The sequence below is a fragment of the Sphingobium sp. RS1 genome, assembly GCF_056156825.1.
The window spans coordinates 2,692,100-2,715,898 of record NZ_JBLZXE010000002.1 but is presented as its reverse complement, the minus strand read 5'-3'; the positions used below and the strand labels follow the sequence as shown (position 1 = coordinate 2,715,898).

At 63.4% G+C, this 23,799-nt stretch carries 30 protein-coding genes and 1 pseudogene; 14 read left to right on the top strand and 17 right to left on the bottom strand.

The window, feature by feature from the left end:
• Positions 1 to 57: 57 nt before the first annotated feature.
• From ACNHGR_RS15035 to ACNHGR_RS15020, 4 genes are all read right to left on the bottom strand, one after another.
• On the bottom strand, positions 58 to 483 hold the full coding sequence (locus ACNHGR_RS15035) for an RrF2 family transcriptional regulator (RefSeq protein ID WP_120251189.1): 426 nt from the start codon (positions 481 to 483) through the stop codon (positions 58 to 60).
• Positions 484 to 573: 90 nt separating this feature from the next.
• The gene (locus tag ACNHGR_RS15030) at positions 574 to 1,617 is read right to left on the bottom strand and encodes a glycerophosphodiester phosphodiesterase (protein WP_475287115.1); all 1,044 of its coding nucleotides are present in this window, start codon (positions 1,615 to 1,617) and stop codon (positions 574 to 576) included.
• A complete protein-coding gene (locus tag ACNHGR_RS15025) occupies positions 1,614 to 1,973 on the bottom strand; it encodes an ArsC family reductase (RefSeq protein ID WP_184268871.1) in 360 nt (119 codons plus the stop codon). The genes ACNHGR_RS15030 and ACNHGR_RS15025 overlap by 4 nt, the downstream gene beginning before the upstream one ends.
• A 15-nt stretch (positions 1,974 to 1,988) precedes the next feature.
• A complete protein-coding gene (locus ACNHGR_RS15020; protein WP_184268869.1) occupies positions 1,989 to 2,369 on the bottom strand; it encodes a RidA family protein in 381 nt (126 codons plus the stop codon).
• Positions 2,370 to 2,496: 127 nt separating this feature from the next.
• On the opposite strand from ACNHGR_RS15020, the gene ACNHGR_RS15015 reads away from it, so the two are divergent.
• Positions 2,497 to 2,808, top strand: a complete 312-nt coding sequence (locus tag ACNHGR_RS15015; RefSeq protein WP_475288446.1) for a hypothetical protein — start codon at positions 2,497 to 2,499, stop codon at positions 2,806 to 2,808.
• Here the strand turns inward: ACNHGR_RS15015 and ACNHGR_RS15010 are convergent.
• Positions 2,805 to 3,221 (bottom strand): globin domain-containing protein, encoded by a 417-nt coding sequence (locus ACNHGR_RS15010; RefSeq protein ID WP_475287113.1) that lies wholly within the window; start codon positions 3,219 to 3,221, stop codon positions 2,805 to 2,807. The two genes, ACNHGR_RS15015 and ACNHGR_RS15010, sit on opposite strands and share 4 nt — an antisense overlap.
• A gap of 149 nt (positions 3,222 to 3,370) precedes the next feature.
• On the opposite strand from ACNHGR_RS15010, the gene ACNHGR_RS15005 reads away from it, so the two are divergent.
• Positions 3,371 to 3,973, top strand: a complete 603-nt coding sequence (locus ACNHGR_RS15005; RefSeq protein WP_475287111.1) for a thermonuclease family protein — start codon at positions 3,371 to 3,373, stop codon at positions 3,971 to 3,973.
• Positions 3,974 to 4,022: 49 nt separating this feature from the next.
• On the opposite strand, the gene ACNHGR_RS15000 is transcribed toward ACNHGR_RS15005, so the two are convergent.
• The 3 genes from ACNHGR_RS15000 to ACNHGR_RS14990 form a co-directional block, all read right to left on the bottom strand.
• The gene (locus tag ACNHGR_RS15000) at positions 4,023 to 4,610 is read right to left on the bottom strand and encodes a glycine zipper 2TM domain-containing protein (RefSeq protein WP_475287109.1); all 588 of its coding nucleotides are present in this window, start codon (positions 4,608 to 4,610) and stop codon (positions 4,023 to 4,025) included.
• A gap of 393 nt (positions 4,611 to 5,003) precedes the next feature.
• Complete coding sequence (locus ACNHGR_RS14995) at positions 5,004 to 5,201, bottom strand: hypothetical protein (RefSeq protein WP_475287107.1); 198 nt, start codon at positions 5,199 to 5,201, stop codon at positions 5,004 to 5,006.
• A gap of 35 nt (positions 5,202 to 5,236) precedes the next feature.
• Positions 5,237 to 5,488 (bottom strand): hypothetical protein, encoded by a 252-nt coding sequence (locus ACNHGR_RS14990; protein WP_475287105.1) that lies wholly within the window; start codon positions 5,486 to 5,488, stop codon positions 5,237 to 5,239.
• Between the two features lie 100 nt (positions 5,489 to 5,588).
• Between ACNHGR_RS14990 and ACNHGR_RS14985 the strand changes: the two genes are divergently transcribed.
• Positions 5,589 to 5,762, top strand: coding sequence for a hypothetical protein (locus tag ACNHGR_RS14985; RefSeq protein ID WP_475287103.1), 174 nt, complete (start codon positions 5,589 to 5,591; stop codon positions 5,760 to 5,762).
• Positions 5,752 to 6,039, top strand: a complete 288-nt coding sequence (locus tag ACNHGR_RS14980; RefSeq protein WP_475287101.1) for a type II toxin-antitoxin system RelE/ParE family toxin — start codon at positions 5,752 to 5,754, stop codon at positions 6,037 to 6,039. The genes ACNHGR_RS14985 and ACNHGR_RS14980 overlap by 11 nt, the downstream gene beginning before the upstream one ends.
• A gap of 82 nt (positions 6,040 to 6,121) precedes the next feature.
• On the opposite strand, the gene ACNHGR_RS14975 is transcribed toward ACNHGR_RS14980, so the two are convergent.
• The 4 genes from ACNHGR_RS14975 to ACNHGR_RS14960 all read right to left on the bottom strand — a co-directional run bounded on the left by ACNHGR_RS14975 (position 6,122) and on the right by ACNHGR_RS14960 (position 10,109).
• On the bottom strand, positions 6,122 to 7,171 hold the full coding sequence (locus ACNHGR_RS14975; protein WP_184268853.1) for a ribonucleotide-diphosphate reductase subunit beta: 1,050 nt from the start codon (positions 7,169 to 7,171) through the stop codon (positions 6,122 to 6,124).
• Positions 7,172 to 7,234: 63 nt separating this feature from the next.
• Positions 7,235 to 7,672: an endonuclease domain-containing protein gene (locus ACNHGR_RS14970; RefSeq protein ID WP_475287098.1), complete on the bottom strand. Its 438-nt coding sequence runs from the start codon at positions 7,670 to 7,672 to the stop codon at positions 7,235 to 7,237.
• A 61-nt stretch (positions 7,673 to 7,733) separates the two neighbouring features.
• A complete protein-coding gene (locus ACNHGR_RS14965; protein WP_184268849.1) occupies positions 7,734 to 9,665 on the bottom strand; it encodes a ribonucleoside-diphosphate reductase subunit alpha in 1,932 nt (643 codons plus the stop codon).
• Positions 9,666 to 9,914: 249 nt separating this feature from the next.
• Positions 9,915 to 10,109, bottom strand: a complete 195-nt coding sequence (locus ACNHGR_RS14960; protein WP_475287096.1) for a hypothetical protein — start codon at positions 10,107 to 10,109, stop codon at positions 9,915 to 9,917.
• A gap of 70 nt (positions 10,110 to 10,179) precedes the next feature.
• Between ACNHGR_RS14960 and ACNHGR_RS14955 the strand changes: the two genes are divergently transcribed.
• From ACNHGR_RS14955 to ACNHGR_RS14925, 7 genes and pseudogenes are all read left to right on the top strand, one after another.
• Positions 10,180 to 10,824: a glutathione S-transferase family protein gene (locus ACNHGR_RS14955; RefSeq protein ID WP_475287094.1), complete on the top strand. Its 645-nt coding sequence runs from the start codon at positions 10,180 to 10,182 to the stop codon at positions 10,822 to 10,824.
• Between the two features lie 78 nt (positions 10,825 to 10,902).
• Positions 10,903 to 11,592, top strand: coding sequence for an acyltransferase (locus ACNHGR_RS14950; protein WP_475287092.1), 690 nt, complete (start codon positions 10,903 to 10,905; stop codon positions 11,590 to 11,592).
• A 114-nt stretch (positions 11,593 to 11,706) separates the two neighbouring features.
• The gene (locus ACNHGR_RS14945) at positions 11,707 to 13,227 is read left to right on the top strand and encodes a fumarate hydratase (protein WP_184268841.1); all 1,521 of its coding nucleotides are present in this window, start codon (positions 11,707 to 11,709) and stop codon (positions 13,225 to 13,227) included.
• Positions 13,182 to 13,697 carry an endonuclease domain-containing protein gene (locus tag ACNHGR_RS14940; RefSeq protein ID WP_475287089.1) on the top strand — a complete coding sequence of 172 codons (516 nt, stop codon included), beginning with the start codon at positions 13,182 to 13,184 and terminating at the stop codon, positions 13,695 to 13,697. Before ACNHGR_RS14945 ends, ACNHGR_RS14940 begins: the two co-directional genes overlap by 46 nt.
• Positions 13,698 to 13,744: 47 nt before the next feature.
• Positions 13,745 to 14,827: a DUF3667 domain-containing protein gene (locus ACNHGR_RS14935; RefSeq protein WP_475287087.1), complete on the top strand. Its 1,083-nt coding sequence runs from the start codon at positions 13,745 to 13,747 to the stop codon at positions 14,825 to 14,827.
• A 31-nt stretch (positions 14,828 to 14,858) separates the two neighbouring features.
• Positions 14,859 to 15,776: a DMT family transporter gene (locus ACNHGR_RS14930; protein ID WP_184268837.1), complete on the top strand. Its 918-nt coding sequence runs from the start codon at positions 14,859 to 14,861 to the stop codon at positions 15,774 to 15,776.
• A gap of 97 nt (positions 15,777 to 15,873) precedes the next feature.
• Positions 15,874 to 17,234: pseudogene (locus ACNHGR_RS14925) on the top strand (methyl-accepting chemotaxis protein).
• 192 nt (positions 17,235 to 17,426) lie between these two features.
• On the opposite strand, the gene ACNHGR_RS14920 reads toward ACNHGR_RS14925, so the two are convergent.
• Positions 17,427 to 18,428 (bottom strand): Rieske 2Fe-2S domain-containing protein, encoded by a 1,002-nt coding sequence (locus ACNHGR_RS14920; protein WP_475287085.1) that lies wholly within the window; start codon positions 18,426 to 18,428, stop codon positions 17,427 to 17,429.
• Positions 18,429 to 18,711: 283 nt separating this feature from the next.
• On the opposite strand from ACNHGR_RS14920, the gene ACNHGR_RS14915 reads away from it, so the two are divergent.
• Positions 18,712 to 19,929 (top strand): MBL fold metallo-hydrolase, encoded by a 1,218-nt coding sequence (locus ACNHGR_RS14915; RefSeq protein WP_475287083.1) that lies wholly within the window; start codon positions 18,712 to 18,714, stop codon positions 19,927 to 19,929.
• A 251-nt stretch (positions 19,930 to 20,180) separates the two neighbouring features.
• Here ACNHGR_RS14915 and ACNHGR_RS14910 read toward each other — a convergent pair whose 3' ends face one another.
• The 4 genes from ACNHGR_RS14910 to ACNHGR_RS14895 form a co-directional block, all read right to left on the bottom strand.
• Positions 20,181 to 20,723 carry a hypothetical protein gene (locus tag ACNHGR_RS14910; protein ID WP_475287082.1) on the bottom strand — a complete coding sequence of 181 codons (543 nt, stop codon included), beginning with the start codon at positions 20,721 to 20,723 and terminating at the stop codon, positions 20,181 to 20,183.
• A gap of 86 nt (positions 20,724 to 20,809) precedes the next feature.
• Positions 20,810 to 21,328: a DUF3617 domain-containing protein gene (locus tag ACNHGR_RS14905; protein WP_184268831.1), complete on the bottom strand. Its 519-nt coding sequence runs from the start codon at positions 21,326 to 21,328 to the stop codon at positions 20,810 to 20,812.
• Between the two features lie 69 nt (positions 21,329 to 21,397).
• Entirely contained in the window at positions 21,398 to 21,709 is a 312-nt protein-coding gene (locus ACNHGR_RS14900; RefSeq protein WP_475288445.1) for an HNH endonuclease, read from the bottom strand.
• On the bottom strand, positions 21,684 to 22,241 hold the full coding sequence (locus tag ACNHGR_RS14895; protein WP_475287081.1) for a DUF3617 domain-containing protein: 558 nt from the start codon (positions 22,239 to 22,241) through the stop codon (positions 21,684 to 21,686). Before ACNHGR_RS14895 ends, ACNHGR_RS14900 begins: the two co-directional genes overlap by 26 nt.
• Positions 22,242 to 22,384: 143 nt before the next feature.
• Between ACNHGR_RS14895 and ACNHGR_RS14890 the strand changes: the two genes are divergently transcribed.
• Entirely contained in the window at positions 22,385 to 23,365 is a 981-nt protein-coding gene (locus tag ACNHGR_RS14890; protein WP_475287079.1) for a LysM peptidoglycan-binding domain-containing protein, read from the top strand.
• On the top strand, positions 23,352 to 23,780 hold the full coding sequence (locus tag ACNHGR_RS14885) for a hypothetical protein (RefSeq protein ID WP_184268825.1): 429 nt from the start codon (positions 23,352 to 23,354) through the stop codon (positions 23,778 to 23,780). The genes ACNHGR_RS14890 and ACNHGR_RS14885 overlap by 14 nt, the downstream gene beginning before the upstream one ends.
• Positions 23,781 to 23,799: the final 19 nt, after the last annotated feature.

The following is a 23,799-nucleotide window of genomic DNA, read 5'->3' as shown; positions in this document are numbered from 1 at the left end:
CCGTTTATGTGGCGAAGTGGCGAACGGGGCGCAAGGGCCGCTACCGGCCGAAGGCGCCTAAGCCTCGTCCATCGCCGCGAAGGGTTCCGCCAGACTGATGCTGTCGAGCACCTTGGCGGTTTCGTCGCGGACGCGCAGCATCACGCGATGGAGGCGGCATTCCGATTCGGGCAGGCAGTTGGTGCAGCTTTCATGCGCGAAGCGGCTGGCGCAGGGGGTCAGCGCCAACGAACCGCGCGTCAGGCGTACGATGTCGCCATAGCTGATGTCGACCGGGGCGAGCGCCAGCCAATAGCCCCCGTCCCGGCCGCGCTGGGTTGCGACCAGCCCTTCGCGCGACAATTCGGACAGGATGACCGTCAGAAATTTGGACGGGATATTCTGCCGCGTGGCGATTTCATTGAGGGGGACCGGACCCTGGCGGTAGCGATCGGCAAGATGCTGGAGCGCACGAATGGCATAACGGGTCTTCTGGGACAGCATGGGTCCGTTATTCGCGTGCGGGCGCGCTTTGGCAAGTCGGGCAAGGCCGTGGGACGAGAAGTTTTCCCAATCGGCCCGCCCTGACAGCAATCAGGGGTTGGCGGACGTCAAAGCAGCCTTGGCCTGCTCCGGAAAGTCGCTGAAGATGCCGTCGACGCCGGTATTGGCGATGGCGCGGACATAGCCGGCAAAGTCACCCCGGCCCTGCGGATCGTCTGCACGCCGATATTGGGCGGGCAGAAAGCTGTTTTCCATGCGCAGCGTCCAGACATGGACCTGAAGGCCCGCATCATGGGCGCGGCCGACGAGCGCGGTCGGCCCCTGCGCGTCGATCAGTTGCCCCGCCGAGGGGCCAAGCCCGTCTGCATAGGTGGCGATATCGGTCAGGCCCTGTACCGTCAGCATGTCGGCATAGGTCGTGCCGGGCAGGTCGGCCGGGCCTCCCTCCCCATCGACAAGCTGGATAAGGCGCAGGCGGGTCGCGGTGCGCAACGCTTTCAGATTGCCGACCTCGAAGGACTGGATGAAGACCGGATCGGCCTCGCTCTGATAGCCGTAGCAGCTCAGCAGATCGAGCAGGGCCGCCTGATGCGGCAGGCCGATGCCGGCGAAATAGCTGGGATGCTTGGTTTCGGGATAGATGCCGATGCGGCGATGCGCTTCGGCTTCCTTGGCGCGGACCAGCTTCAATATCTCCTCGAAGGTCGGGATGAGATAGAGGTCGTTGAAGCGCTTGTTGGCCGGACGCATATCGGGGAGGCGTTCGCGCGCCCGCAGCGTGCGCAGTTCGGCGAGGGTGAAATCCTCGGTAAACCAGCCCACCATGTCGATGCCGTCGATCCGCTTGGTCGTCTTGCGGTCGGCAAATTCGGGATGGTCGGCAACGTCGGTGGTGCCGCCGATCTCATTTTCATGCCGGGCGACGAGGACGCCGTCCTTGGTCAGCACCAGGTCCGGCTCGATGAAGTCGGCGCCCTGATCGATCGCCCGCTCATAGCTGGCGAGCGTATGTTCGGGCCGTTCGCCGCTGGCGCCGCGATGGGCGATCAGCAGCGGTTCGGCCCGCACTGTCTGGAGGGGGATGAGGCTCATCAACAGGATCAACCCGATGCGCAGCAGCCCCCGCCCGATCACGCCTTCACGCCTTGCAGCGCGTTTTCGTAAGTCGTCGCCTTGAAGCCGACGATCGTTTCGCCCCGGCCGGTATCGAGGATCGGGCGCTTGATCATCGAGGGGTTGGTGACCATCAGCAGGATTGCCTTGTCCGCATCGATATGCGCCTTGTCGCCCGCGTCCAGCGCCTTGAAGGTGGTGCCGGAGCGGTTGAGGATGGTTTCCCAGCCATGTTCCATCACCCATTCTTCCAGCTTCGCCTTGTCGACGCCGGCGACCTTGTAATCGTGGAAGCTGTAGGGGACGCGCTCATTGTCCAGCCAGTTGCGGGCCTTCTTGATCGTGTCGCAATTCTTGATGCCATACATGGTAATCATGATGCAGCGCTCCTGTTACCCTTTGAAGGCGGTGACTTCGATCTCGATCTTCATCTCCGGCTTAACGAGGCCGGCGATAACGCAACTGGCCGCCGGACGAATGTCGCCGAAGACCGGACCGGCAATGTCGCCCATCACATCCCAATAGGCGGCGTCGGTGATATAATAAGTGACGCGCACGACATCGGCAAAGGAGAAGCCGGCGTCTTCCAGCGCCTTGCCGATCACCTTGAGCGCGTTGCGGCCCTGTTCGACCACGTCTTGCGGCATGGTCTTGGTTTCGGGATCGGTGCCGGTGGTGCCGGCGACGAAGCACCAGTCGCCCTGGACGACGGCACGCGAATAGCCGACCTGCGCCTCGAAGGGCGAGCCGGAGGAAATAAGCTGGCGGGACATGAGGATTCCTGTTGCAGTGCGAAAGGATCGCAGCGGCCTTTGCGCGTTCAGGCGCGGATGTCCAGCATTATTCCCGGAACGGTGGGTCCGGCCGACCGTTGGTGGCGCATAGCCAAGGAGAGACATGATGCCCCCTTCAGAGCCGACGCCGACCCCCGACCGGGACTATGAGGAGAATAGCGAGCAGGCCGAGGCCGGCACGCAGGCGCAGGATGTCGCGGACGATGCCCGGGCGCGGTCGACCGACCTGTCGCAGGATAGTGTGCATGGCGGGCGGACCAATCCGGCGCAGATCATCCCGGACGATACCCCCGACCTGGTCGACAAGATGACCGAAATGGACCGGTCCGGCCGGATCGACATGGATGCCTATGCCGGCGAGCCGCAGATGGATGATGAGGACGACGACGCCTATGGGCCGACCGAGGACGAAGATTAGGCGGCGGCGCTGCTGCCGGGGTTAAGGCCAAAGTTTATCATGCCGCGCGCCATATGGCCGAGCGCTTCCGCCATGGCGTCGCCGAGCGCGGGATCGATGTCGTCGGCACCGGCGATGGCGCAGGCCATGGCGGTCGCCCATTGATCGGCCAGTGCCGGCGTGATCGGGAAGGCGCGGTGCAGCGACATGATGCACGGCCCGCGTTCGAACCAGTCGCGCGGACCGCCGAGCCAGCCGACGAGGAAGCGGGTGAGGCCATGACGCACCGCGCCAAGGTCCGCCGCGTGAATGGCCCGCAAGTCCGCATAGGCAGGATCGCTTTCCAGCAAGTCGTAGAAGCGATCGGCGATGGCGCGGATCGGCCGGTCGCCGCCAATGCGGGCATGGGGGCTGGGCGGCGCGGCAGCGTTCATCAATAGGCTCCGTTTCGGATGGGCCGTCGCAGCATGGCAGGGCGGCGGCGCGCGGCATTGACGGGCGTCAAATGCCGCTGTCGCCGGATCGGCGGAAAGATGGAGCGGCTTTAACCAACCCTTTGCCGTGGCGTCGCTAGAGCGGGGTGATGGCAAGATCGGGAACGGGGCGGCGGCAACCGTCGAACAGGGACAAGGTACAGCAGGCCTGGATCGCGGAGGCGCGCCGCGCGGGTGCCGGGCGCTTTCGGCCTGCGCCCCGGCGACGGGGCGGGTTCAGCGGGCCAGCGCTGATCTATACGCTGTGTCTGGGGCTGTTGCTGGGCTGGTATGGGCCGGACTGGATGAAGCGGTTCGATCGCCCCCTTGCCGATGCGCCGGTGCAGAGCATCGCGACCGACAGCCTGTCCGCCGATTTCGGCTTCTGCCATAGCGGCGGCGGGACCAATTGCGTGGTCGATGGCGACACATTCTGGTTCCGCGGCGACAAATATCGGATATCCGACATCGACACGCCCGAAACCCATGGACCGCGCTGCGCAGCCGAGGGCGAACTGGGCGCGCGGGCGACGCGGCGCTTGCAGGCATTGATGAACGATGGCCCCTTCTCGCTGGAGATCGAGGGGCGGGCGACAGATCGCTATGGCCGGGCGCTCAGGACCGTGACGCGCGGAGGCCAGTCGATTGGCGAACAACTGGTTGCCGAAGGACTGGCCCGACGCTGGGATGGCAGCCGCCATCCCTGGTGTTAAAGCATGAAGCGATCCGGCTGAACCGCACCATGCCCCAAGAGCCTTTTGTTTAGCGGCAGCTGACGCCACCACGGTCGATCTCGCGGCCGAGCAGAGCGCCCGCACCACCGCCGATCAGAATGCCCGCAACATTGGACTGGCCCTGATCGATCTGACTGCCGAGCAGGCCACCCAGTGCCGCGCCGACGATCAGGCCAGTGGTGCCGTCCGACCGGCGGCAATAATAGCGGTTGTCATAGCCGCGATAGATGCGGGTGCGACGGTCGACGCGGATCGGCGCATAGCCGCTGCGATAATAGCGGTCGGCGCGATAATAGCGGCCATAGCGCGGGTCGGGCCGGTTCCAGTCATAGCTGTAGACCGGGCGACCGGGCCGGCGATAATCGACGCGGCGATCCTGACGCCAGTCGCGCCGATCGGCCCGATAGTCGCGATTCGCATTGCGCATGTTACGGCGATAATCCTGGCGCGCATCGCGGACGTCGCGGCGATATTCCTGCCGGGCATCGCGGACGTCGCGACGATATTCGCGGGTATCGCGACCAGGCTGGGCAAAGGCCGGAGTGGCGGCAATGCCGGTCAGCGTCATCGCGCCGAGCGAGAGCGCGGCGATCGCCTGCTTGAACGAGAATGTCATGGGTGAGGCTCCTTCCCTCTATGATCGTGGCGGTAGAACCCGCGACCATGAAGGATGTTGCATGAACGGAACAAAACCGGTCGTTCAGGTATCGGACAGGCGGCGCAGTAGGGTTTGGACGCGGGGCAGGCGTTGCTTAACTTCGCACATTTCCCGCTGATTTCGACATTTCATGTCCTATTGCCGACATATCGTTGCGCGGTAGGCAGACGAGCCAAGCACTGACGCGGATGATAGCGTCAGGCAGTGCAATAGGACAGTGTGTCGACTATCCGCATCCGATATGCGCGGTCGAAAGTCGGCGCGTCTTCTTGTCCCCGCTGGCAAAGGCCGGAGCATGGCGATCGCAGCGCGCGCCAGAGCGATGAGGCGCATTACCGCGCATATGCCGGGTCAGAAGGCGTTGGCGATCGCCTGACGCTGATCGTTGGTGAGGCCGTCGACTGCGGCGGCATTGTCGCCCTGCGCCTGATCCTGCCGGTCGGGGCCAGGGCCGACGAACTGGATCGCGGTCAGAATCACCAGTAGCGCCCAGAGCAGGGCGAACCAGCGGCTAGTGAAGATCGAACGGAGACGGACGCCGAAGAACATGGATGGGAGGATAAGGCCGCGCGGTTAAGGAAGCCTCACCCCAGCGCCGGGGGCCGGCAGGCTTCGGGCGCGGAGAAGGTGACGGCACTGGTCAGGACGACACGGTCGAGGCGGGTGTGCCCCATGCAGCTATGGCAATGGGCATGGTCGAAGGCTGCTTCCAATACCCATTGCTGCGCGGCGACATCCCAGGCCGCCCAGGCTTCGCGCGTGACATGATCGCTGCCGCAGACATTGCAGACATAAGCGTGAAGCAGAGCATTTGGGGGCGCGGCAGGCTCGGTCATGGGGCGAGCATAGCGCGATTCCCGCCGTTTTGGCGGGAGATTGATCCGTTATGGATGCGATGGGTTGCACGGCCCAGGAAGAAGGCGCATCTTTCCATTCATGAAGATGCGCGACACATTGAAGGACAAGCTGGCCGAGCAGGAAGGCCCAGTCGCGCATGGTCATGAGGCGTGGAAACGCACCAAGGTAGAACGCGCCCTTGCCCAAGCGCAGGATCGGGACAGTCTGATCCCGCTAGACCGGATTTTGCGCGACTTCGACCTTGAAGGTTAATTTCACGCCGCAGGCGCGGGACGATCTGGCGGCGATCCGGAACTGGATTGCAGAAGATGACGAGCGGGCCGCTGATAGGGTTGTGGCGCGCATCGTGCAGACCGCGATGATGTTCGGGCAATTCCCCATGCTGGGTCGGGCCGGCGCGGTCCACGGGACACGCGAATTTTCGGTGGTCGGCCTGCCTTATCTGATCGTTTACCGGATCGAGACGGTGATAAGCGAAGTCGATGTGCTGACGATCATGCATATGCGGCGGATGTACCCGCCGGATTAAAATGCTAAGCCCCCCTCACCATTCTGGTCACTAAGAGAGCAAGCGTTTTGACGCTTGCTCTCCCAGATACATTATTGAAATCTTACTCCGCCGCGATGCCCGCGGCCTTGAACATGTCGGGATCGGCGTCGACATTCGCCGCTTCGCCGCCCTTGACCTTCTGGCGGCGGTCGAAGGCGTCCCAGACGTCGTTCCACTGGCCGCGAGTCGCGCCCTTCGAATATTCGGTCGCGCGGGTTTCGAAGAAGTTGGCATGTTCCACGCCGTTCAGCAGCGGGGTCAGCCAGGGCAGCGGATGCTCGTCGATCATGTAGATCGGCTTCAAACCCAGCTGGCCCAGGCGCCAGTCGGCGATGTAGCGGACATATTTCTTAATGTCCTTGGGCGTCATGCCGGGCACCGGCCCCATTTCGAAGACGAGGTCGACAAAGGCATCCTCGATCCGGACGGTCTTCTGGCACATGTCCATGATGTCGTCCTTGACCGAAGCGGTCAGGCAGTCGCGTTCCTTCACGAAGCTGTGGAACAGCTTGATGATGCCTTCGCAATGGAGCGTTTCGTCGCGGACCGACCAGGTGACGATCTGGCCCATGCCCTTCATCTTGTTGAAGCGCGGGAAGTTCATCAGCATCGCGAAGGAGGCGAAGAGCTGCAAGCCTTCGGTAAAGCCGCCGAACATGGCCAGCGTCTTGGCGATATCCTCATCCGTGTCGACGCCGAACTGGGCGAGATAGTCGTGCTTGTCCTTCATCTCCTTGTACTGGAGGAAGGCCGAATATTCGCTTTCGGGCATGCCGATGGTGTCGAGCAGATGCGAGTAGGCGGCGATATGGACCGTTTCCATGTTGCTGAACGCGGTCAGCATCATCTTGATTTCGGTCGGCTTGAACACGCGGCCATATTTTTCGTGGTAGCAATCCTGCACTTCCACGTCGGCCTGGGTGAAGAAGCGGAAAATCTGGGTCAGCAGATTGCGCTCATGGTCGCTGAGCTTCTGCGCCCAGTCGCGGCAATCCTCGCCCAGCGGCACTTCCTCGGGCAGCCAGTGGAGCTGCTGCTGGCGCTTCCAGAATTCATAGGCCCAGGGATATTCGAAGGGCTTGTAGACCTTGCTGGCTTGAAGAAGGGGCATGTGGGTTACTCCGAGCGATCTTTTCTTTCCCTCTCCCACCGGGAGAGGGAGGGGCCCGCGCCGTCAGGCGTGGGAGGGTGAGGGTGTTTGATGGTCCGGCCTGTCGCCCTCACCCTCCCGGCGCTTCGCGCCTCCTTCCCTCTCCCACAGGGAGAGGGAAATCCGGGTCAGGACTCCATCCAGATTGTCCATCACTTCATGGTTCCAGAAACGCAGGACTTGATAACCCTGCGTTTCAAAATAACGGGTGCGGATGACATCGCGTTCGATGCTTTCCGCGTGGGTGGCGCCATCGACTTCGACAATCAGCATCGCCGCGAAGCAAAGAAAGTCCGCGACATAGGCGCCATGGGGTACTTGGCGGCGCCATTTTTTGCCGGGCAGCTTTTCGCGCAAGGCACGCCACAAACGCTTTTCGACATCCGTGGCATTGCGGCGGAGGGATTTGGCTTTGTCGAGCGCGCCGGAAGGAAGCCCTTCATAATGGCGGCGGCTCGTCATCGCCCTCACCCTTCCGCCGCTGCGCGGCTCCCTCCCTCTCCCGTCGGGAGAGGGAATTGGATTACTGACAGGCGAGACACTCGTCATAGTCGGTGGTCTCGCCGATCTGGAATTTGGGCGCGTCGATCGTGTTGTCGGCTTCCACGCCACCGGCGAAGCCCGCGCGCTGGACCGACTTGGACCGCAGATAGTAAAGCGACTTGATGCCCAGTTCCCAGGCGCGGAAGTGGAGCATGAGCAGATCCCACTTCTCGACATCCGCCGGAATGAACAGGTTCAGCGACTGCGCCTGATCGATATAGGGCGTGCGGTCGGCCGCGAGTTCGAGCAGCCAGCGCTGGTCGATTTCGAAGCTGGTCTTGTACACATCCTTTTCTTCCTGGGTCAGGAAGTCGAGATGCTGGACGCTGCCGCCGCGCTCCAGGATCGAGTTCCACACCGCGCTGCTGTCCTTCGCCTTGGCGACCAGCAGCTTTTCGAGATAGGGATTCTTGACCGCGAAGCTGCCCGACAGGGTCTTGTGCGTGTAGATGTTCGCCGGGATCGGCTCGATACAGGCCGATGCGCCGCCGCAGATGATGGAGATCGACGCGGTGGGCGCGATCGCCATCTTGCAGCTGAACCGTTCCATCACGCCCTGATCGGCGGCGTCGGGGCACGGCCCGCGCTCATGGGCGAGCAGCATCGACGCTTCGTTCACCTTGGCATTGATATGCTTGAAGATGCGCAGGTTCCACGATTTGGCCATGGCCCCTTCGAACGGAATGTTGCGCGCCTGAAGGAAGCTGTGGAAGCCCATCACACCCAGGCCCACCGAACGTTCGCGGCTGGCGCTATATTTGGCCCGGGCCATTTCCGGCGGGGCGCGGTCGATATAGTCCTGAAGCACATTGTCGAGGAAGCGCATGATGTCTTCCGCGAAGGTCGGATGATCCTTCCACTCGTCCCAGGTTTCCAGGTTCATCGACGACAGGCAGCAGACCGCCGTGCGGTCATTGCCGAGATGGTCGGTGCCGGTCGGCAGGGTGATTTCCGAGCAGAGGTTCGAGGTCGATACCTTGAGGCCCAGATCGCGATGATGCTTGGGCATCATGCGGTTCACCGTGTCGCTGAACACGATATAGGGTTCGCCGGTGGCGAGGCGCACTTCGACCAGCTTCTGGAACAGGGCGCGGGCATTGACGGTGCCGCGCACCGACTGGTCCTTCGGGCTGCGCAGGTTGAATTCGGCGCCGTCGCGGACGGCCTCCATGAACTCGTCGGTCAGCAGCACGCCATGGTGCAGGTTCAGCGCCTTGCGGTTGAAGTCGCCCGACGTCTTGCGGATTTCGAGGAACTCCTCAATCTCCGGGTGGGACACGTCGAGATAGCAGGCGGCCGAACCACGGCGCAGGCTGCCCTGCGAAATCGCGAGGGTGAGGCTGTCCATCACGCGGACGAAGGGGATGATGCCGCTGGTCTTGCCGTTCAGGCCGACCGGTTCGCCGATGCCGCGCACCGCGCCCCAGTAGGTGCCGATGCCGCCGCCGCGCGATGCGAGCCAGACATTCTCGTTCCAGGTGTTGACGATGCCTTCCAGGCTGTCGTCCACGCTGTTCAGATAGCAGCTGATCGGCAGGCCGCGCCCGGTGCCGCCGTTCGACAGGACCGGCGTGGCGGGCATGAACCACAGTTTCGAGATATAGTCATAGACGCGCTGGGCATGATCGGCATCGTCCGAATAGGCGGCCGCGACGCGGGCAAACAGATCCTGATAGGATTCGCCGGGCAACAGATAGCGGTCGTTCAGCGTGTCCTTGCCGAATTCGGTCAGCAGCGCATCGCGCGACGAATCCGTCACCACCGGGAAGCGGCGCGCCAGCACGGTCGAGGAGGTCACAGGCTCAGCCTGCGCGGCGTCCACCGCCGCCGTTACCGCACCCTTCGCCTCTTCCACCAGATCATCCATCACAGTCGCCACGTCGCCACCTTGTCCACTATCTCGAAAATCCATGCGAGCCCCCGATGTTCCTGTTCCGTTCGATTCGGTCAAGCGGGTCGCGACAAGCCGCGCATCCTAGCATGAACCGTACCGTTGCGGGGACGGAAAAGGGCCCAACCGAGCGGATGCAGAGACAAAAAGCCCCTCCTCACCGGAAAATCATCCAGCGATGCAATCACAATCTGTTGGGTGACCCCCGTTGACCCGATACCACAGATAGTGCCTCCAACTATTGACCGGATCAAGAGCCGAATCATCGCGTCATGACAGGATGATGAAACCGTCCGTCGACAAAATGACTCGTCTCGCCGACAGGATTGTGGACGACGCGCGGACTTGCCTTGCCCCCACAAAAGGCAAGGGGGTCGGGGGCAGATAAAAAATAAAAAGTCCTTGCCACGGATTTTCCGACCAAGGTCTAAAAATCATGGCAGAAATCATCGTCGCGACCGTCATGGCCATGCGCCTATGAACCGGCGAACAGGATGGCAGGCACAAGATATTGTGGTCGACAGGAGGATATCCGATGATTCTCTACTATCACCCGCTTTCTTCCTATTGCTGGAAGGTGCTGATCGCCTTCTATGAAAATGGTGCGCCCTTTGCCGTGCGGATGCTGGAGGATGCGGCCGTGGCGGAGGAATGGCAAAGGCTGTGGCCGGTCGGCAAATTTCCCGTGCTGCATGACCCGGCCAGAGCCGCCACGATCGGCGAGGCGAGCATCATCATTGAGTATATGGCCTGTCATGAAGCGGGGACGTTCCACCCCTTCCCCGCCGATCCCGACGCCGCGCTGGAGGTGCGGCTGATGGACCGGCTGTTCGACAATTATGTGATGGCGCCGATGCAGGCGGTGGTGGCCGATCGGTTGCGCCCGGCGGCACAGCGCGATTCGACAGGCGTGACGCAGGCGCGCGCGCTGCTGGCGAAAAGCTATGCGATGCTGGAGACGCGGATGGCGGGCCGCAAATGGGCGGCGGGCGACGCCTTTACCCTGGCCGACTGCGCCGCTGCGCCTGCCCTGTTCTATGCCGACCAGATACAGCCGCTGGGCAGCGCGCATCCGACACTGGCCGCCTATCTGGACCGGTTGAAGGCGCGGCCGAGCTTTGCCCGCGTGCTGGAGGAAAAACAGCCCTGGTGGCATCTCTTTCCCTTCGCCGGGGGATGACGCGGCGCGAAGCCGCGTTGACGTAGGCCGTTTTTCCGCCAACAGCAGCCATCCCCCGAACCGCCGGAAGACCAGCCCATGCCCGTCCAGATCCATAATGCGCAAGGCAATGATGTCCGCATTCCGGCGGATTTCCTGGCCACCCAGGGCGGCGCGATCAAATTCACCGGCACGGGCGGGTCGATCGAGATTGGCGAGGATTGCCATGCCAGCCAGATCAACCTGACGATCGGCGATGGCTGCGCGGTGCGGATCGGCAACGGATGCCGGCTGGGGTTGCTCAGCATCTACCTGTTTCGCGATTCCACGGTGACGATCGGGGGCATGACCGGCTTCACCCGGACGTGCAGCCTGCAATGCCATGAATCCTTCGATATCAGCATCGGGCATGGCTGCCTGTTCGCCGACGATACATGGATCACCGTCAGCGACATGCATTCGGTCGTGGACCTGGCCAGCGGCGAACGCGTCAATCCCGGCGGTCCGGTGCGGATCGCCGACCGGGTCTGGGTGGGGGATGGCGCCGCCATATTGAAGGGATGCAGCATCGGCACGGGCAGCGTGATCGCCGCCCGTGCGCTGGTAAGCCGGGATGTCCCGGCGCAGTGCGTTGCCGCAGGCGTGCCGGCCCGTGTCGTGCGGACGGGCGCGAGCTGGGATTTTCGCCTGCTGCCGACATCGGTCGCGCCCCCGCCCCCGCCCCCTGCGCCGCGCAAGGATGGATGGGCCGGCCGGCTGCTGCGCATGGCGGGCCTCGCACGTCGCTGAACCCGCCTGCCGACAGGGCGGCAAATTCTGGACTCGGACGATCAAAAGCCTATAGCCGCCCCTGCCAGACCCGCCGTGCAGAGGCGGGCCGCAAGATATAGGGACTTAGGGTAGATGACGCTCATCAAGACCGCCGACCTCATCGAGAGCGTCGCCGACGCGCTCCAGTTCATCAGCTATTATCATCCGATGGATTATATCCGGGCATTGGGCACCGCCTATGAGGCCGAAGCCAATCCGGCGGCCAAGGACGCCATCGCCCAGATCCTGACCAACAGCCGCATGTGCGCCGAAGGGCATCGCCCGATCTGTCAGGACACCGGCATCGTCAATGTGTTCGTCAAGTGGGGCATGGAGTGCCGGCTGGACGATAATAGCCGGTCGATGCAGGAGGTGATCGATGAGGGCGTGCGCAAGGCCTATCTGAACCCGGAAAACCGCCTGCGCGCGTCGATCCTGAAAGACCCCGCTTTCAGCCGCCAGAATACCAAGGACAACACGCCCTGCGTGCTGAACGTGGAAATGGTGCCGGGCAACAAGGTGACCATCGACGTCGCGGCCAAGGGCGGCGGCAGCGAGAACAAGACCAAGTTCAAGATGATGAACCCGTCCGACTCGATCGTCGACTGGGTGCTGGAGATGGTGCCGCAGATGGGCGCCGGCTGGTGCCCGCCCGGCATGCTGGGCATCGGCATCGGCGGCACGGCGGAAAAGGCCGTGGCGCTGGCCAAGGAAAGCCTGATGGACCCGATCGACATGGGCGAGTTGAAGGCCCGCGGCCCGCAGAACAAGATCGAGGAACTGCGCATCGAGCTGTTCGACAAGGTCAATGCGCTGGGCATCGGCGCGCAGGGCCTGGGTGGCCTCGCCACCGTGCTCGACATCAAGATTCACGACTATCCCTGCCATGCGGCGGGCAAGCCGGTGGCGATGATTCCGAACTGCGCCGCCACGCGCCATGCGCATTTCACGCTGGACGGGTCTGGCCCCGCCTACCTCGAAACGCCCAAGCTGTCCGAATGGCCGCAGGTCGACTGGAAGCCGAGCAAGGAAGCGATCAAGGTCGACCTCGACACGCTGACGCCCGAAGTCGTGCAAAGCTGGAAGCATGGCGACCGCCTGCTGCTGAACGGCAAGATGCTGACCGGCCGCGACGCCGCGCACAAGCGGATCGCCGATATGCTGGACAAGGGCGAGCAACTGCCCGTCGATTTCAAGGGCCGCGTGATTTACTATGTCGGCCCGGTCGATCCTGTGCGCGACGAAGTGGTCGGCCCGGCTGGCCCGACGACCGCGACGCGCATGGACAAGTTCATGGACATGATGCTGGAACAGGGCCTGGCCGCCTGCGTCGGCAAGGCCGAGCGCGGCCCGGCGGCGACGGAGAGCATCAAGACGCACAAGAGCGCCTATCTGATGGCGGTCGGCGGTGCGGCTTATCTGGTCGCGCGCGCGATCAAGGAAGCCAAGGTCGTGGGCTTCGAGGATCTAGGCATGGAAGCGATCTACGAATTCACGGTGGAGGACATGCCCGTCACCGTTGCCGTGGATAGCGAAGGCCAGAATGTCCACCGCCTCGCCCCGCTGGTGTGGCAGGAGAAGATCAAGAAAGAAAAGCTGCTCGAAGGCGCGTGACTTTCCTATCCTCCCCATTTGACGATGGGGAGGGGGACCGGCGAAGCCGGTGGAGGGGAAGTGCGATACCGTCGAAAAGAAGCACCGTTGAGAAGGCTCGCAAACTACGGCGTGCCCTCTCCCCGCCTGAAGTGGCGTTGTGGCAATGGCTGCGCAGCAGGCCCAATAGCCTGAAGTTCCGGCGACAGCATCCGGCCGGTCCCTATATTTTGGATTTCTATTGCCCCTCGGCGCGGTTGGCGATCGAGGTGGATGGCGGCGGCCATGATATCGCCGAACAGATAACACATGATATGCGGCGCGATGTCTGGTTGCAGGCGCAGGGGTTTCACGTGTTGCGGGTCCGGGCATCAGACGTTCTGGGCGATCTCGATGCGGTGACACGGCTTATTCTCGACTGTTGCGCTATTTCCCCTCCACCATCGCTTCGCGATGGCCCCCCTCCCCCCGCTTCGCGCGGGGAGGATTAATATAAGCGTCTGGCAAGCGTCATACGGCGCTGATACACTCCCGTCCCATGACAGGGGAAATCGAAGCGGCGGGTGATGCGATCACCGGGGGGATGCTGGCGCGGGCAGTCGAGCCGGCCCATGGCGAAGCCGGGCATGGGGCCGGGCATGGGGCGCAAGAGGCCGGCCATGGCGCCTGCCTCAATTGCGGCGCGACCGTGACCGGCGCTTATTGCGCGCAATGCGGGCAGGCGGCGCATCTGCATCGCAGCTTTGCCGCGATCGGGCATGACCTGGCCCATGGCGTGCTGCATTTCGAGGGCAAGATCTGGAATACCCTGCCCGAACTGGCGCTGCGACCGGGCAAGCTGACGCGCCGCTATATCCATGGCGAGCGGGCGAAATTCGTGTCGCCCTTTGCCCTGTTCCTGTTCTCTGCCTTCCTGATGTACGCGATCTTCTCGCTCACCAGCCACAGCGGCACGACCGACGCGGTCAAGGGCGTGAAGATGAACGAAGGCGCGCAGGCCGAGTTGCGCAGGGAACAGGAGAAGGCCGACGCCCATATAAGCGAGATCGAGGCGAAGCTGAAGGCGCCGGGCCTTTCGGCCGCGCGCAAGGAAGCGCTGACCGAAAATCTCATCGACGCGCAGGCGGAGCGCAAGGGGCTGACGCTGGCGGGCGATCTGACCGATTCGCTGGTGGGCGAAGGCGTGAATGGCGGCATCGCCAAGACTGTGGGCAAGGCGGTGAGCGCCGCCGCAGAGAATCCCGAATTCGCTTATTACAAGCTCAAGGCCAATGCCTATAAATTCTCCTGGGTGCTGATCCTGATCTCGCTGCCCTTCCTATGGCTGCTTTTCCCCTTCAGCCGCCGGTTCAAGATGTACGACCATGCGATGTACGTCACCTATTCGATCACCTTCATGTCTTTGCTCTTTTCGCTGTCGATGATCCTGACCGCGCTGCATGTGACGAGCGGGCTGGTGACGCTGGGGCTGCTGCTGTTCGCCGCCTGGCACATGTATCGCCAGTTCAAGGATGCCTATAGCCTGTCGCGCACCGGCGCGCTGATGCGGCTGCCTTTGCTCTATGGCTTTGCCTGCGTGTCGCTCTCGCTCTTCTTCACGCTGATCGTCTCGCTGGGGTGACGCGGGCGGCCCGGCCTGTATAGGGGCGGGCATGATTAGCTCCCCCCTCTGGCTGCCCGCGACGCTGATCGCGGGCGCGGTGCAGGCGTGGCGCACCGCGGTGCAGCGCCGGGTCAGCCACAGCCTGTCGATCAATGCCGCCGGGCTGGTCCGCTACCTCTATGGCATCCCCTTCACCCTGCTGTTGCTGGGCGGATACCGGTTGCTCGTTCCGGCGCCCCTGCCCGCGATCGGGCCGCTGTTCCTGCTCTTCTGCGTCGCGGGCGGGCTGGCGCAGATCATCGCCACCAACCTGCTCATCATGGCGTTCAAGCATCGCAATTTCGTGGTCGGCACGGCCTATTCCAAGACCGAGGCAGTGCAGGGGGCCGTCCTGTCCTTCCTGCTGCTGGGCGAGCGGCTGCATCCGCTGGCCTGGGCGGGCATTGGCTGTGGCGTGATGGGGGTGATGCTGCTGTCGACCGGCGGCAAGCGGATGGGGCCGGGCGATTTCCTGCGCGCGCTGGGGCAACCGGCCGCGATCACCGGTATCGCGTCGGGATTTTTCTTTGCGCTGACCGCGATCGGCATCCGCCGCGCGACCCAGAGCGTCGGCGGCGACGATCGCATCCTGGCCGCGCTGCTGGTGCTGGTGGCGACGGTGCTGGTCCAGACGGTGATGCAGGGCGCATGGCTGGTGTGGCGCGAGCCGGGCGAGATGCGCCGGGTGCTGGCCAGCTGGCGCGTGTCGGGCCAGGTCGGCCTGCTGTCCGCGCTGGGCAGCGCCTGCTGGTTCACCGGCTTTGCCACCGCGCCGGTCGCGCTGGTGCGAATCGTCGGCCAGATCGAGGTCGCCTTCACCATGGCGTTCGGCCATTTCTACCTGAAGGAACGGATGCGCGGCAGCGAGGTCGCCGGGCTGATGCTGGTGGTGAGCGGGGTAGCACTGGCGCTGATGGGATCGCTCTGACACTGCGGCCCATCGCTAACCCTTATTTTACCATGGTGCGATAGCCCTTCATGCCGTGGGAAAAGAAGCGCAATCCGAAACCGTCGCCCGTGCGGTGATGAAGGTCGCCAAATTGTCTGGCGACCTGGGCATCCGTACGCTCGACCTTCAGGCAGACATCAGCGAACTGGCCGACCGGGTGACACACCAGGCGCGCACGATCGAGGCGATCAACGGCGCCGCGTCGCAATTGTCGCGCGATGGCGACAGCGTGGCGATGGCCGGACAGGCGGCGCGCGAACAGGCGGTCGCCGCCCGCGCCATCATCGACGATTCGAGCCGGCAGCTATCGACCGCCAACCTTAATTTCGTCGACCTGATCGAACAGGTGAGTCGCATCCATGCGCGGCTGGACGGCTTTGGCGAGGCGTTGAAGACCGTCGCCCATGTCACCAGCGTCATCAGCGGCATCGCCAGCCAGACCAACCTCCTTGCGCTCAACGCCACGATCGAGGCGGCACGCGCCGGGGACGCCGGGCGCGGCTTTGCCGTGGTCGCGTCGGAAGTGAAGAAGCTGGCGCAGGAAACCACCGCCGCGACCCATACGATCGAACAGTCGATCGCGGCACTGACCGGCGAGGCCGGCGGGATGCTGTCCAGCATCACCCATGGCGCCCAGACCGCCCGCACCGCGCTCAACGACACCAAGACGATCGAGGCGCTGGTGGAACGGCTCGGCACGCTGATGCAGGGCCTGTCGAACAATAGCGAGACGATGGCCGGCCGCATCGCATCCATGGTCGGATCGGCCAGCGAGATCCGGGGGGACTGGCCGCGCTGGCCAGCACATCGACCGACAATGCCGACGGCTTGCAACGCCTGTCGGGCCGCGTGTCCATTGCCAGCGACGATACCAACGAACTGCTGCAATATCTGGCCGAAAGCGGCGTCGACATTCCCGATTCGCCCTATATCGATTTCAGCCTGGAAAGCGCGCAGCAGGTCAGCCGTGCGATCGAGCGGGCGATCGACGCGGGCGAGGTGAGCGAAGCCGCGATCTTCAGCGAAGATTATGCACCGATCGTCGGGACCAACCCGCCGCTCTTCACCCATCCGGTGCAGGCGGTGATGCTGCCCGCCGCGCGCGCTGCGCAGGAAAGCGCCCGCAGCTTCTCCGGCCTGTTCGGCATGACCTTCACCGATCGCAATGCCTATGGCGCGATCGCCATGCCCGAACGCGCTCAGCAGCAGCGGCCGGGCGATAGCGAGTGGAACATGGAATATGCACGCCAGGGCGTCATGTTCGACTTCCCCGATACGCGCGAACAGGCGAAGATCACCCAGCCCTTCTGCATCAAGGCCTATCGCCGGCTGACCGCACAGGGCGACGTCATCCTGCTGAAGCAGGTGATCGCCTCCATCCATGTGAAGGGCCGCCATTGGGGTATCCTTCAGATGGCCTATCAGGATCAGGGCTGAGGCTGTATCGCCATTCAGCCCTGACGGCCTGCAAATGGCGCTTTCCCGCGCTTCCGGTGCTCACGTACTTTTAGTACGCTGCGCTCCGGTTCGTGAGAAAACACCATTTTAGCTGCGCTGGCCTTACGGCTCGGCACGTCATCATCTGAATGGCGATACAGCCTTGTAGCGTCCATCCTCGATTTTATTTGACTACAGCGTCGCCTCCGCCCGGCGCAACTGCATGAGGCGGCGGCGGGCGCGGATCGCACCGGCGTCGGTTTCCAGAATGGCGGGGCGCGCGTCCCAGAAATCCTGGCCGGCGAGCGCTTCCTGCGCCGCCTCGATCATCGGTTCATCCTCCTCGACAAAGACCTGACGGGCCAGCGCCGCCGCTTCCTCCGTGGCTTCATGGTCGTAGAAATAGTGCGAGCTGCCCAGCGTTTCGGGCGTGATGATGTGCGGGTTGGTCATTTGCGGCACCACCATGTCGCGGCGGCCGGTGCCGGTGCGGGCCAGCCCGACGGTCAGCGCCATGCAGGACGGCGCGTGCCAGCGCATGTGCAGCCACTGGTCGATCGGCGCATCGCAACCCAACAGCGGCAGCGCCCAGTTGGGCGGCGCGACCGCCTCCATATCCCAATTGTTCCAGATCGCGCCGCTATCGTCCTTCGTCACCGACTGCGCGCCCGAGAAGATCGAGCCGTTTACGCCGAAGCTGGTGACATGCAGGAACTCGGCATGGGTCAGGTCCATCAGATTGTCGGTCAGCAGTTCATAATGGCCGTGGATGGTCATATGGCTGCGGCTCATCCCTTCGCGATCGACGAAGGCGAAGTCGGGGATCAGCGCTGGATCGGCCTTGTCCGGGTCGCCGGGCCAAAACCACAGGCCGCGATGGCGATGGACGACCGGCATCGTGTCCACCCGGACATGGGCGGGCGGCGGCGCGGGAAAGGGATTATGGACGCAGGCGCCGCTGCGGTCGAAGCCCAGCCCATGATAGGGACAATGGATGACGTCGCCGTCCAGCCGCCCCTTGCTCAAAGGCACGAAGCGATGCGGGCAACGATCCGCCAGCATGGCATAGTCGCCATCGGGCAGGCGGGCGATCAGCCATTTGCGATCCAGCAGGGTGCGCGAGAGCATGCCGCCTTCGGGCACTTCATGATCCCAGGCCGCCATATACCATAGGTTGCGAACATAATCGGACATGATTCTCTCCCATCATCATCTTCGGGTGACAGAGGGAGCATCAGAAGGCTGCGCCGCTCCATCCCCGAAAGGACCGTCCCGAAGGACAAGCGGCCTGCAGCTGTCGGCACGGGATGTGTCCCCCGTGCCGCCTTCCCAAGCGCGACCATGACGGCCACACTACCAGGCATGGCCGCACGATAAATAGAATCATCATTCCAGTCAAGCATCCACTGCCGACATCCGCTTGCCCGGATGGCCCCATCCGCTATGTCCCCAAGCCATGTCCAATACGGGAATATCCATGGGTCGCCTTGCCAGCATCGTCCGGGGCGTGGGCATCGCCCTGCTGTTCGCCATCGTCGCCCTGTGCCTGGCGATCACGATCGTGCCGCCCTTCCTTGACCGCCTCTATTATGAAGGACCGGTCAGCCGCCATTATGACGGCGCGCATTTCTTCAACCCCGATGGCGCGATCGAGGCGCCCGCGCCGCCGGGGACCAGCCGGCAGGGCTTCATCGCGCGCTGGCTGCTGGGCCATGACGATCGGCCGCCATGGCCGCTGGCTATCGCGGTCAAGCCCGCACGTCCCGCCCCCTTCGCCGCGCCGCGCGGCATGGTGGCCACCTGGGTCGGGCATGCGACCGTGCTGGTGCAGGCGGCGGGCCTCAACATCCTGACCGATCCGATCTGGTCCGACTATGCCAGCCCGCTGCCGCCGCTGGGGCCGAAACGGGTGGCGGAACCGGGCATCCGCTTCGACGACCTGCCGAAAATCGACCTGATTGTCCTCAGCCACAATCATTATGACCATATGGACCTGCCCACGCTGAAAAAGCTGTGGGAGCGGGATCGACCCAGGATCGTCACCAGCCTGGGCAATGACGCGATCCTGAAGGCACAGGGCATCCCGGCCACCGCGCTGGACTGGGGCCAGTCGGTCAGCGGCGCGGCGCTCAACGGCCTGGCACCGCAGGCGGTGATCCAGTGCGGCAATTACGAACATTGCCCCGACTATCGCGTCCATGTGACCCGCAACCATCATTGGGGCAGCCGCTGGGGCACCGACCGCAACCGGGCGCTATGGTCGAGTTTCCTGATCGAGACGCGGGCGGGCAATATCTTCTTCGCCGGCGATACCGGCGCGGGCGACATGGGCTGGCCTTATGAGGCGAAGCGCTACGGCCCGATCCGGCTGGCGCTGATCCCGATCGGCGCCTTCCGCTTCTGGAAGGGGCAGATGGCGTCGGACGCGCATATCGGGCCGGCACAGGCGGTGGAGGTGTTCGAGCGATTGGGCGCATCGACCGCGATCCCGATCCATTGGGGCACGTTCCGCCTGTCCTACGAACAATGGGATACGCCGCCAAGGATGCTGGAACTCTATCTGCGCTGCGCCGGGATCGATCGGAAGCGCTTCGCGCCGTTGCGGATCGGCCAGACGCTGCCAGTACCAAAGGTCAGCCCGGTGCCGGTCGGGACGAAACGCTGCGACGAACGGGCGATCCGGACACTGGAATAATCCCGGACTTATCCACAGGTCATGCACAGGGTCATACAGCGACTGCACACAAGTGATACGCAGGAGAGTCCACAGGCATGCGCAACCGGGCGGTGCACGGCCGGCGCCCCGTCCGGTTGGCGCGCCTTTAGAGCCGTTCCCGATCCGATTGCATCGGCTCGGCTGCTCTAAGTTTTTGGTTTACCGCGTTTTAGCTGCGCTGGCCTTACGGCTCCGAGTCAGCAGGTGATTCCACCTGCTTAGAAAAGGCTCTAGCCGCAATCCCCCAGCCGTTCGATCGTGCGGTGCAGCTTGATGACGGCGCTATGGGTATTGCCGGACGGTTCGGGGATGCGCGCGATACTCTGGATATCGAGGCGGACATAGGTTTCGCCCATGGCGCCCTCTGCCCGCACCGTCGGCGTCACCTCCGTCGTGCCCCATTTGCGCGGGGTGCAGCGGGCCAGACCGGAGACGGCATGACCGTCATGCGTCCATTCCTCCACATTGCAATCGGGAATGCGCGCGCTGATGAGCCGGGTCGCTTCCTCCCGGTCGCGCAGGCGCGGTTCGCCGCATGTTTCCTCGACCTTGGCAGCCTTGTCCAGTTCGGCCGCCAGATTGCGCGGCAGTTCAGTCAGGGGGACCGACCGGTCGTCCAGCGTCAGCCCGACCAATTGGGTCTGGTCGCGCCAGCGGCCAAGCCGGGGCGGATTGGCGGGATCGTCCACCGCCGGTGCGCAACCGGCCAGGGTGCCGGCCAGTACAGCGGCCATGACCAGCCCCACCACCATTTTCGATCCGCATCGCCGCATGACTGTCCCCCGATTGTCCCGGACGGCAATCTAGGCGGCGACGCTTACCCAAGCCCTAATGGCGGCTCGCCCCTTCACGGGACGGATCATCCCGCCTTGGCGCAGTCCCCGGTGCGCGTGCCGGTAAGGTCATGCGTGGTGCGCAGAACAGGGTTGCCGCCCTCCGTCTTCGTCATGGTGGTGCCCAGCGTCAGGGAATCGGCGGTATAATTGCCCTCTACCGCAATTTCCGACGTGCCGGCACCCGACTTGCAACTGAGCGTCGCGATCAGGCGGCCCTTGCGCGCCATCTTGTCCTTATAGCTGCATGCGCTGCCTTCCTTGCCCGCGATCGCATCGGCATCCGGCAGGCCGTCCTTGTCGATGGCGATGCACAGCTTGTCCTCACCGATCTGCTTCAACGCTTCCTGATATTCGGCGGGAGTCACGGTAGGGGTGTTGTAGCCGGTCGTCTTGCGGGTCAGCGTCCATTGCCCGGCCTGCATCAGGACCGGTGCTTCCTCCGCCTCCGGCGCCGGCGCGGGTTCGCTGCCGCAGGCGGTCAGGCCAAGGGTGCCGCCCAATAGGATGGCCAGCGGCCATGCCGCATGCCAGGTCTTTCGCATATCCTCTCCCCTGTTCTCGATGGAACCTGTGCGAAGGCTCTACCGCTTAGCCACGGAGCGCAAGGGAAATTATCGCCGGCGCCGCGTGGGTGCATGCCGCGTGGGCGCATGGAAGTCCGCCGGCTTGTCCGCGATCCATGCCAGGAAGCGGGCGATGGCGGGCTGGGCGCGCAATGCGGCCCGATCGGCATAGGCGCGCGCCAGTTCGGCATTGGTCAATGTCGCATGGATGGTGCGATGGCAGATCGGGTGCAGCGGCACCACAACCCGCCCGCCGCGGCTTTTGGGCATGGGATGGTGCCACTCCACCCGCCCGCCTAGCGGCCGTTCGCACAGCCAGCACCCGTCCGCGACGTCAGTCGGCACCGGTCGATGCGCAATCCGGGCCGATCCACTTGCCTTCCGAGCGGGCGGTCATCGCCATGGTCATATTGTGCGGGCCGCCCGCCATCTTCATGTCCATGTCCATCGCATAGTTTTCCGGCGCATAGGTGCCGGACATGGTGGCGTTCATGGTGCCGCCCTGCGACTTGCAGGAAACCTGCCCCTTGACCGACCCGGCCTGCGCCTCGAACCCGCCATAGGTGCAGTCCTTATTCTCCTGACCCGCGAACATATCCCCGCTGGGATTGGCGGCCTGCTCCGGCGTGATGCAATATTTGAGCGAGGTCTGGCTCATCATGCTCTTCATCTGATCCTTCACGCCGGCCGGCGCGCCGGGCATGTCGATATCCCGCACGGTGAAGCGTCCCTCCCACTGGCCGGGCTTCAACTGCACCTTGTCGACCGCGGCCTTCACCTCCTGCCGGCTCATCGCATCGGTGGCGGCGATCTCGCCCGTCTTGTCGCCGGGCTTGTCCCCGCAGGCGGCAAGCCCGGCGACCATCGCAAGCATCATGACTGTCCGGCGCATCGTCATCCTCCCTGTTTCCATCCCAGGCCGAGCATATCAGCGCTGTTGGCGGGTTCAATGACAGGACGCAAATTGTGATTTGTTCTTACTTTGTTCTTTTGTTTTTGCTAGACGACCTCGGTTGAACTTTGGGGGGAGTTTGCATGCAGCGGACAATGTCGGGCGAACTGGCTGCCTTCAGCCTCTATCTGCGGACCGGGCGTCGTGTTGCACCAGCGGCGGTCGAAGTGAAGTTCAACCCCTGGCATGACGAAGAGAATGGGCGGTTCACCTTTGCAGGACAGGGGCGCTATTTTGGCGCCGGCGGCTATTCCGCCGGTTCGGGGACGACTGACCCTGGAAAGGCACGGAATGATGATGGCCTACCGGCTCGCAGTCGCAATCGGGCGGATCATCCGGATAATCATGCGATCCATATCGTGCAGCCGGGAGACTCGCTGTCCCGCATCGCCGCGCGACGAAAGGGGCTGACCGCCCGCGATCTGGCCTGGCTCAACCAGCATGCCATCGATCAGCCTTTGCGAGTGGGACAAAGGATCAAGCTGCCGCATCAGGCCTATCTGGATGCAGGTCGGGCGGCCAAGAATAATTTCCTTGGCTTAGCCCATCATATGGAACGCCATGACGGCAAGCCGCCGCCAGATCCAAGCAATGCGCCGTCGCTGGAAAGCCAGATTCTCGATCAAAATTGGAGGCGGGAGACGAAAAATGGCTATGATTTCCATATCGATGTCGCCGCGCGCGGTCGGCGGATATTTGGCCCGTTGTCGCTGGCCGTCTCGCCTGTGCGATCGCGCCACAATCAGGCGCAGGCCGGCAAGCCAAACCGGCTTGAGGGCGACGATGGCGGGCATTTCATTGCTGCTCGCTTCAACGGTCCCAGCGATAGCTTCAACCATTTCGCCCAGAATTCCAATTTCAACCGCGGCAGCTATCGCGTCATGGAAGATTCATGGGCCAGGGAACTGCGCGCCGGGCATAAGATATTCGTGGATATCGAACCGCTTTACCACGGCACCTCGAAACGACCTTATCAGATCAACGTCAACTGGGAGATCGATGGCGAAAGAACCAGCCAGAAATTCCCCAATGAAGCGAAAGGCAAAGCCGGTGACAAAAGATAAGCTCGATATTTTGAGCCGTCTCTTCAACCAGATTGGCGTGGAACTGGTCGACATCGTCGGCGGCGATCCCGATGGCATCTTTCTGTACGTCGAGATCGGCGAGGGTTGGATCAGCCCGAATATCTTCAAGGATGACGGCAACCAGATTCGCTATCTCGACGATAATGAAACGCTGTCTGATCTTCTCTGGGAAGCCTGGTATGCCGAGTCTGATGAAGGCGGCATCAAGCGCTGGTCGATCATGGAATATGAAATCAAACAGGGGAAGGTCGATATCAGCTTCCGCTTTCCCGACGAAGTCAATGTCGAAACAATCAGCATGGAACGCCGCCAGGCCGCCCTGCGCGCGCGGTTCGGCGACAAGCCGGTCGTCTATCCGCCCATGCCCAAGACGGCGTTCGAACTGAAACCCTGACCGCAAGCGACGCCGATTG

What these genes read in the sequence shown, in the direction of transcription:
- ACNHGR_RS15035 (WP_120251189.1), bottom strand. Translation starts at nt 483, where the DNA reads ATGCTGTCCCAGAAGACCCGTTATGCCATTCGTGCGCTCCAGCATCTT.
- ACNHGR_RS15025 (WP_184268871.1), bottom strand. Translation starts at nt 1,973, where the DNA reads ATGATTACCATGTATGGCATCAAGAATTGCGACACGATCAAGAAGGCC.
- ACNHGR_RS15020 (WP_184268869.1), bottom strand. Translation starts at nt 2,369, where the DNA reads ATGTCCCGCCAGCTTATTTCCTCCGGCTCGCCCTTCGAGGCGCAGGTC.
- ACNHGR_RS15015 (WP_475288446.1), top strand. Translation starts at nt 2,497, where the DNA reads ATGCCCCCTTCAGAGCCGACGCCGACCCCCGACCGGGACTATGAGGAG.
- ACNHGR_RS15010 (WP_475287113.1), bottom strand. Translation starts at nt 3,221, where the DNA reads ATGAACGCTGCCGCGCCGCCCAGCCCCCATGCCCGCATTGGCGGCGAC.
- ACNHGR_RS15005 (WP_475287111.1), top strand. Translation starts at nt 3,371, where the DNA reads ATGGCAAGATCGGGAACGGGGCGGCGGCAACCGTCGAACAGGGACAAG.
- ACNHGR_RS15000 (WP_475287109.1), bottom strand. Translation starts at nt 4,610, where the DNA reads ATGACATTCTCGTTCAAGCAGGCGATCGCCGCGCTCTCGCTCGGCGCG.
- ACNHGR_RS14995 (WP_475287107.1), bottom strand. Translation starts at nt 5,201, where the DNA reads ATGTTCTTCGGCGTCCGTCTCCGTTCGATCTTCACTAGCCGCTGGTTC.
- ACNHGR_RS14990 (WP_475287105.1), bottom strand. Translation starts at nt 5,488, where the DNA reads ATGACCGAGCCTGCCGCGCCCCCAAATGCTCTGCTTCACGCTTATGTC.
- ACNHGR_RS14985 (WP_475287103.1), top strand. Translation starts at nt 5,589, where the DNA reads ATGAAGATGCGCGACACATTGAAGGACAAGCTGGCCGAGCAGGAAGGC.
- ACNHGR_RS14975 (WP_184268853.1), bottom strand. Translation starts at nt 7,171, where the DNA reads ATGCCCCTTCTTCAAGCCAGCAAGGTCTACAAGCCCTTCGAATATCCC.
- ACNHGR_RS14970 (WP_475287098.1), bottom strand. Translation starts at nt 7,672, where the DNA reads ATGACGAGCCGCCGCCATTATGAAGGGCTTCCTTCCGGCGCGCTCGAC.
- ACNHGR_RS14965 (WP_184268849.1), bottom strand. Translation starts at nt 9,665, where the DNA reads ATGGATTTTCGAGATAGTGGACAAGGTGGCGACGTGGCGACTGTGATG.
- ACNHGR_RS14960 (WP_475287096.1), bottom strand. Translation starts at nt 10,109, where the DNA reads ATGACGGTCGCGACGATGATTTCTGCCATGATTTTTAGACCTTGGTCG.
- ACNHGR_RS14955 (WP_475287094.1), top strand. Translation starts at nt 10,180, where the DNA reads ATGATTCTCTACTATCACCCGCTTTCTTCCTATTGCTGGAAGGTGCTG.
- ACNHGR_RS14950 (WP_475287092.1), top strand. Translation starts at nt 10,903, where the DNA reads ATGCCCGTCCAGATCCATAATGCGCAAGGCAATGATGTCCGCATTCCG.
- ACNHGR_RS14945 (WP_184268841.1), top strand. Translation starts at nt 11,707, where the DNA reads ATGACGCTCATCAAGACCGCCGACCTCATCGAGAGCGTCGCCGACGCG.
- ACNHGR_RS14935 (WP_475287087.1), top strand. Translation starts at nt 13,745, where the DNA reads ATGACAGGGGAAATCGAAGCGGCGGGTGATGCGATCACCGGGGGGATG.
- ACNHGR_RS14930 (WP_184268837.1), top strand. Translation starts at nt 14,859, where the DNA reads ATGATTAGCTCCCCCCTCTGGCTGCCCGCGACGCTGATCGCGGGCGCG.
- ACNHGR_RS14920 (WP_475287085.1), bottom strand. Translation starts at nt 18,428, where the DNA reads ATGTCCGATTATGTTCGCAACCTATGGTATATGGCGGCCTGGGATCAT.
- ACNHGR_RS14915 (WP_475287083.1), top strand. Translation starts at nt 18,712, where the DNA reads ATGGGTCGCCTTGCCAGCATCGTCCGGGGCGTGGGCATCGCCCTGCTG.
- ACNHGR_RS14910 (WP_475287082.1), bottom strand. Translation starts at nt 20,723, where the DNA reads ATGCGGCGATGCGGATCGAAAATGGTGGTGGGGCTGGTCATGGCCGCT.
- ACNHGR_RS14905 (WP_184268831.1), bottom strand. Translation starts at nt 21,328, where the DNA reads ATGCGAAAGACCTGGCATGCGGCATGGCCGCTGGCCATCCTATTGGGC.
- ACNHGR_RS14895 (WP_475287081.1), bottom strand. Translation starts at nt 22,241, where the DNA reads ATGCGCCGGACAGTCATGATGCTTGCGATGGTCGCCGGGCTTGCCGCC.
- ACNHGR_RS14890 (WP_475287079.1), top strand. Translation starts at nt 22,385, where the DNA reads ATGCAGCGGACAATGTCGGGCGAACTGGCTGCCTTCAGCCTCTATCTG.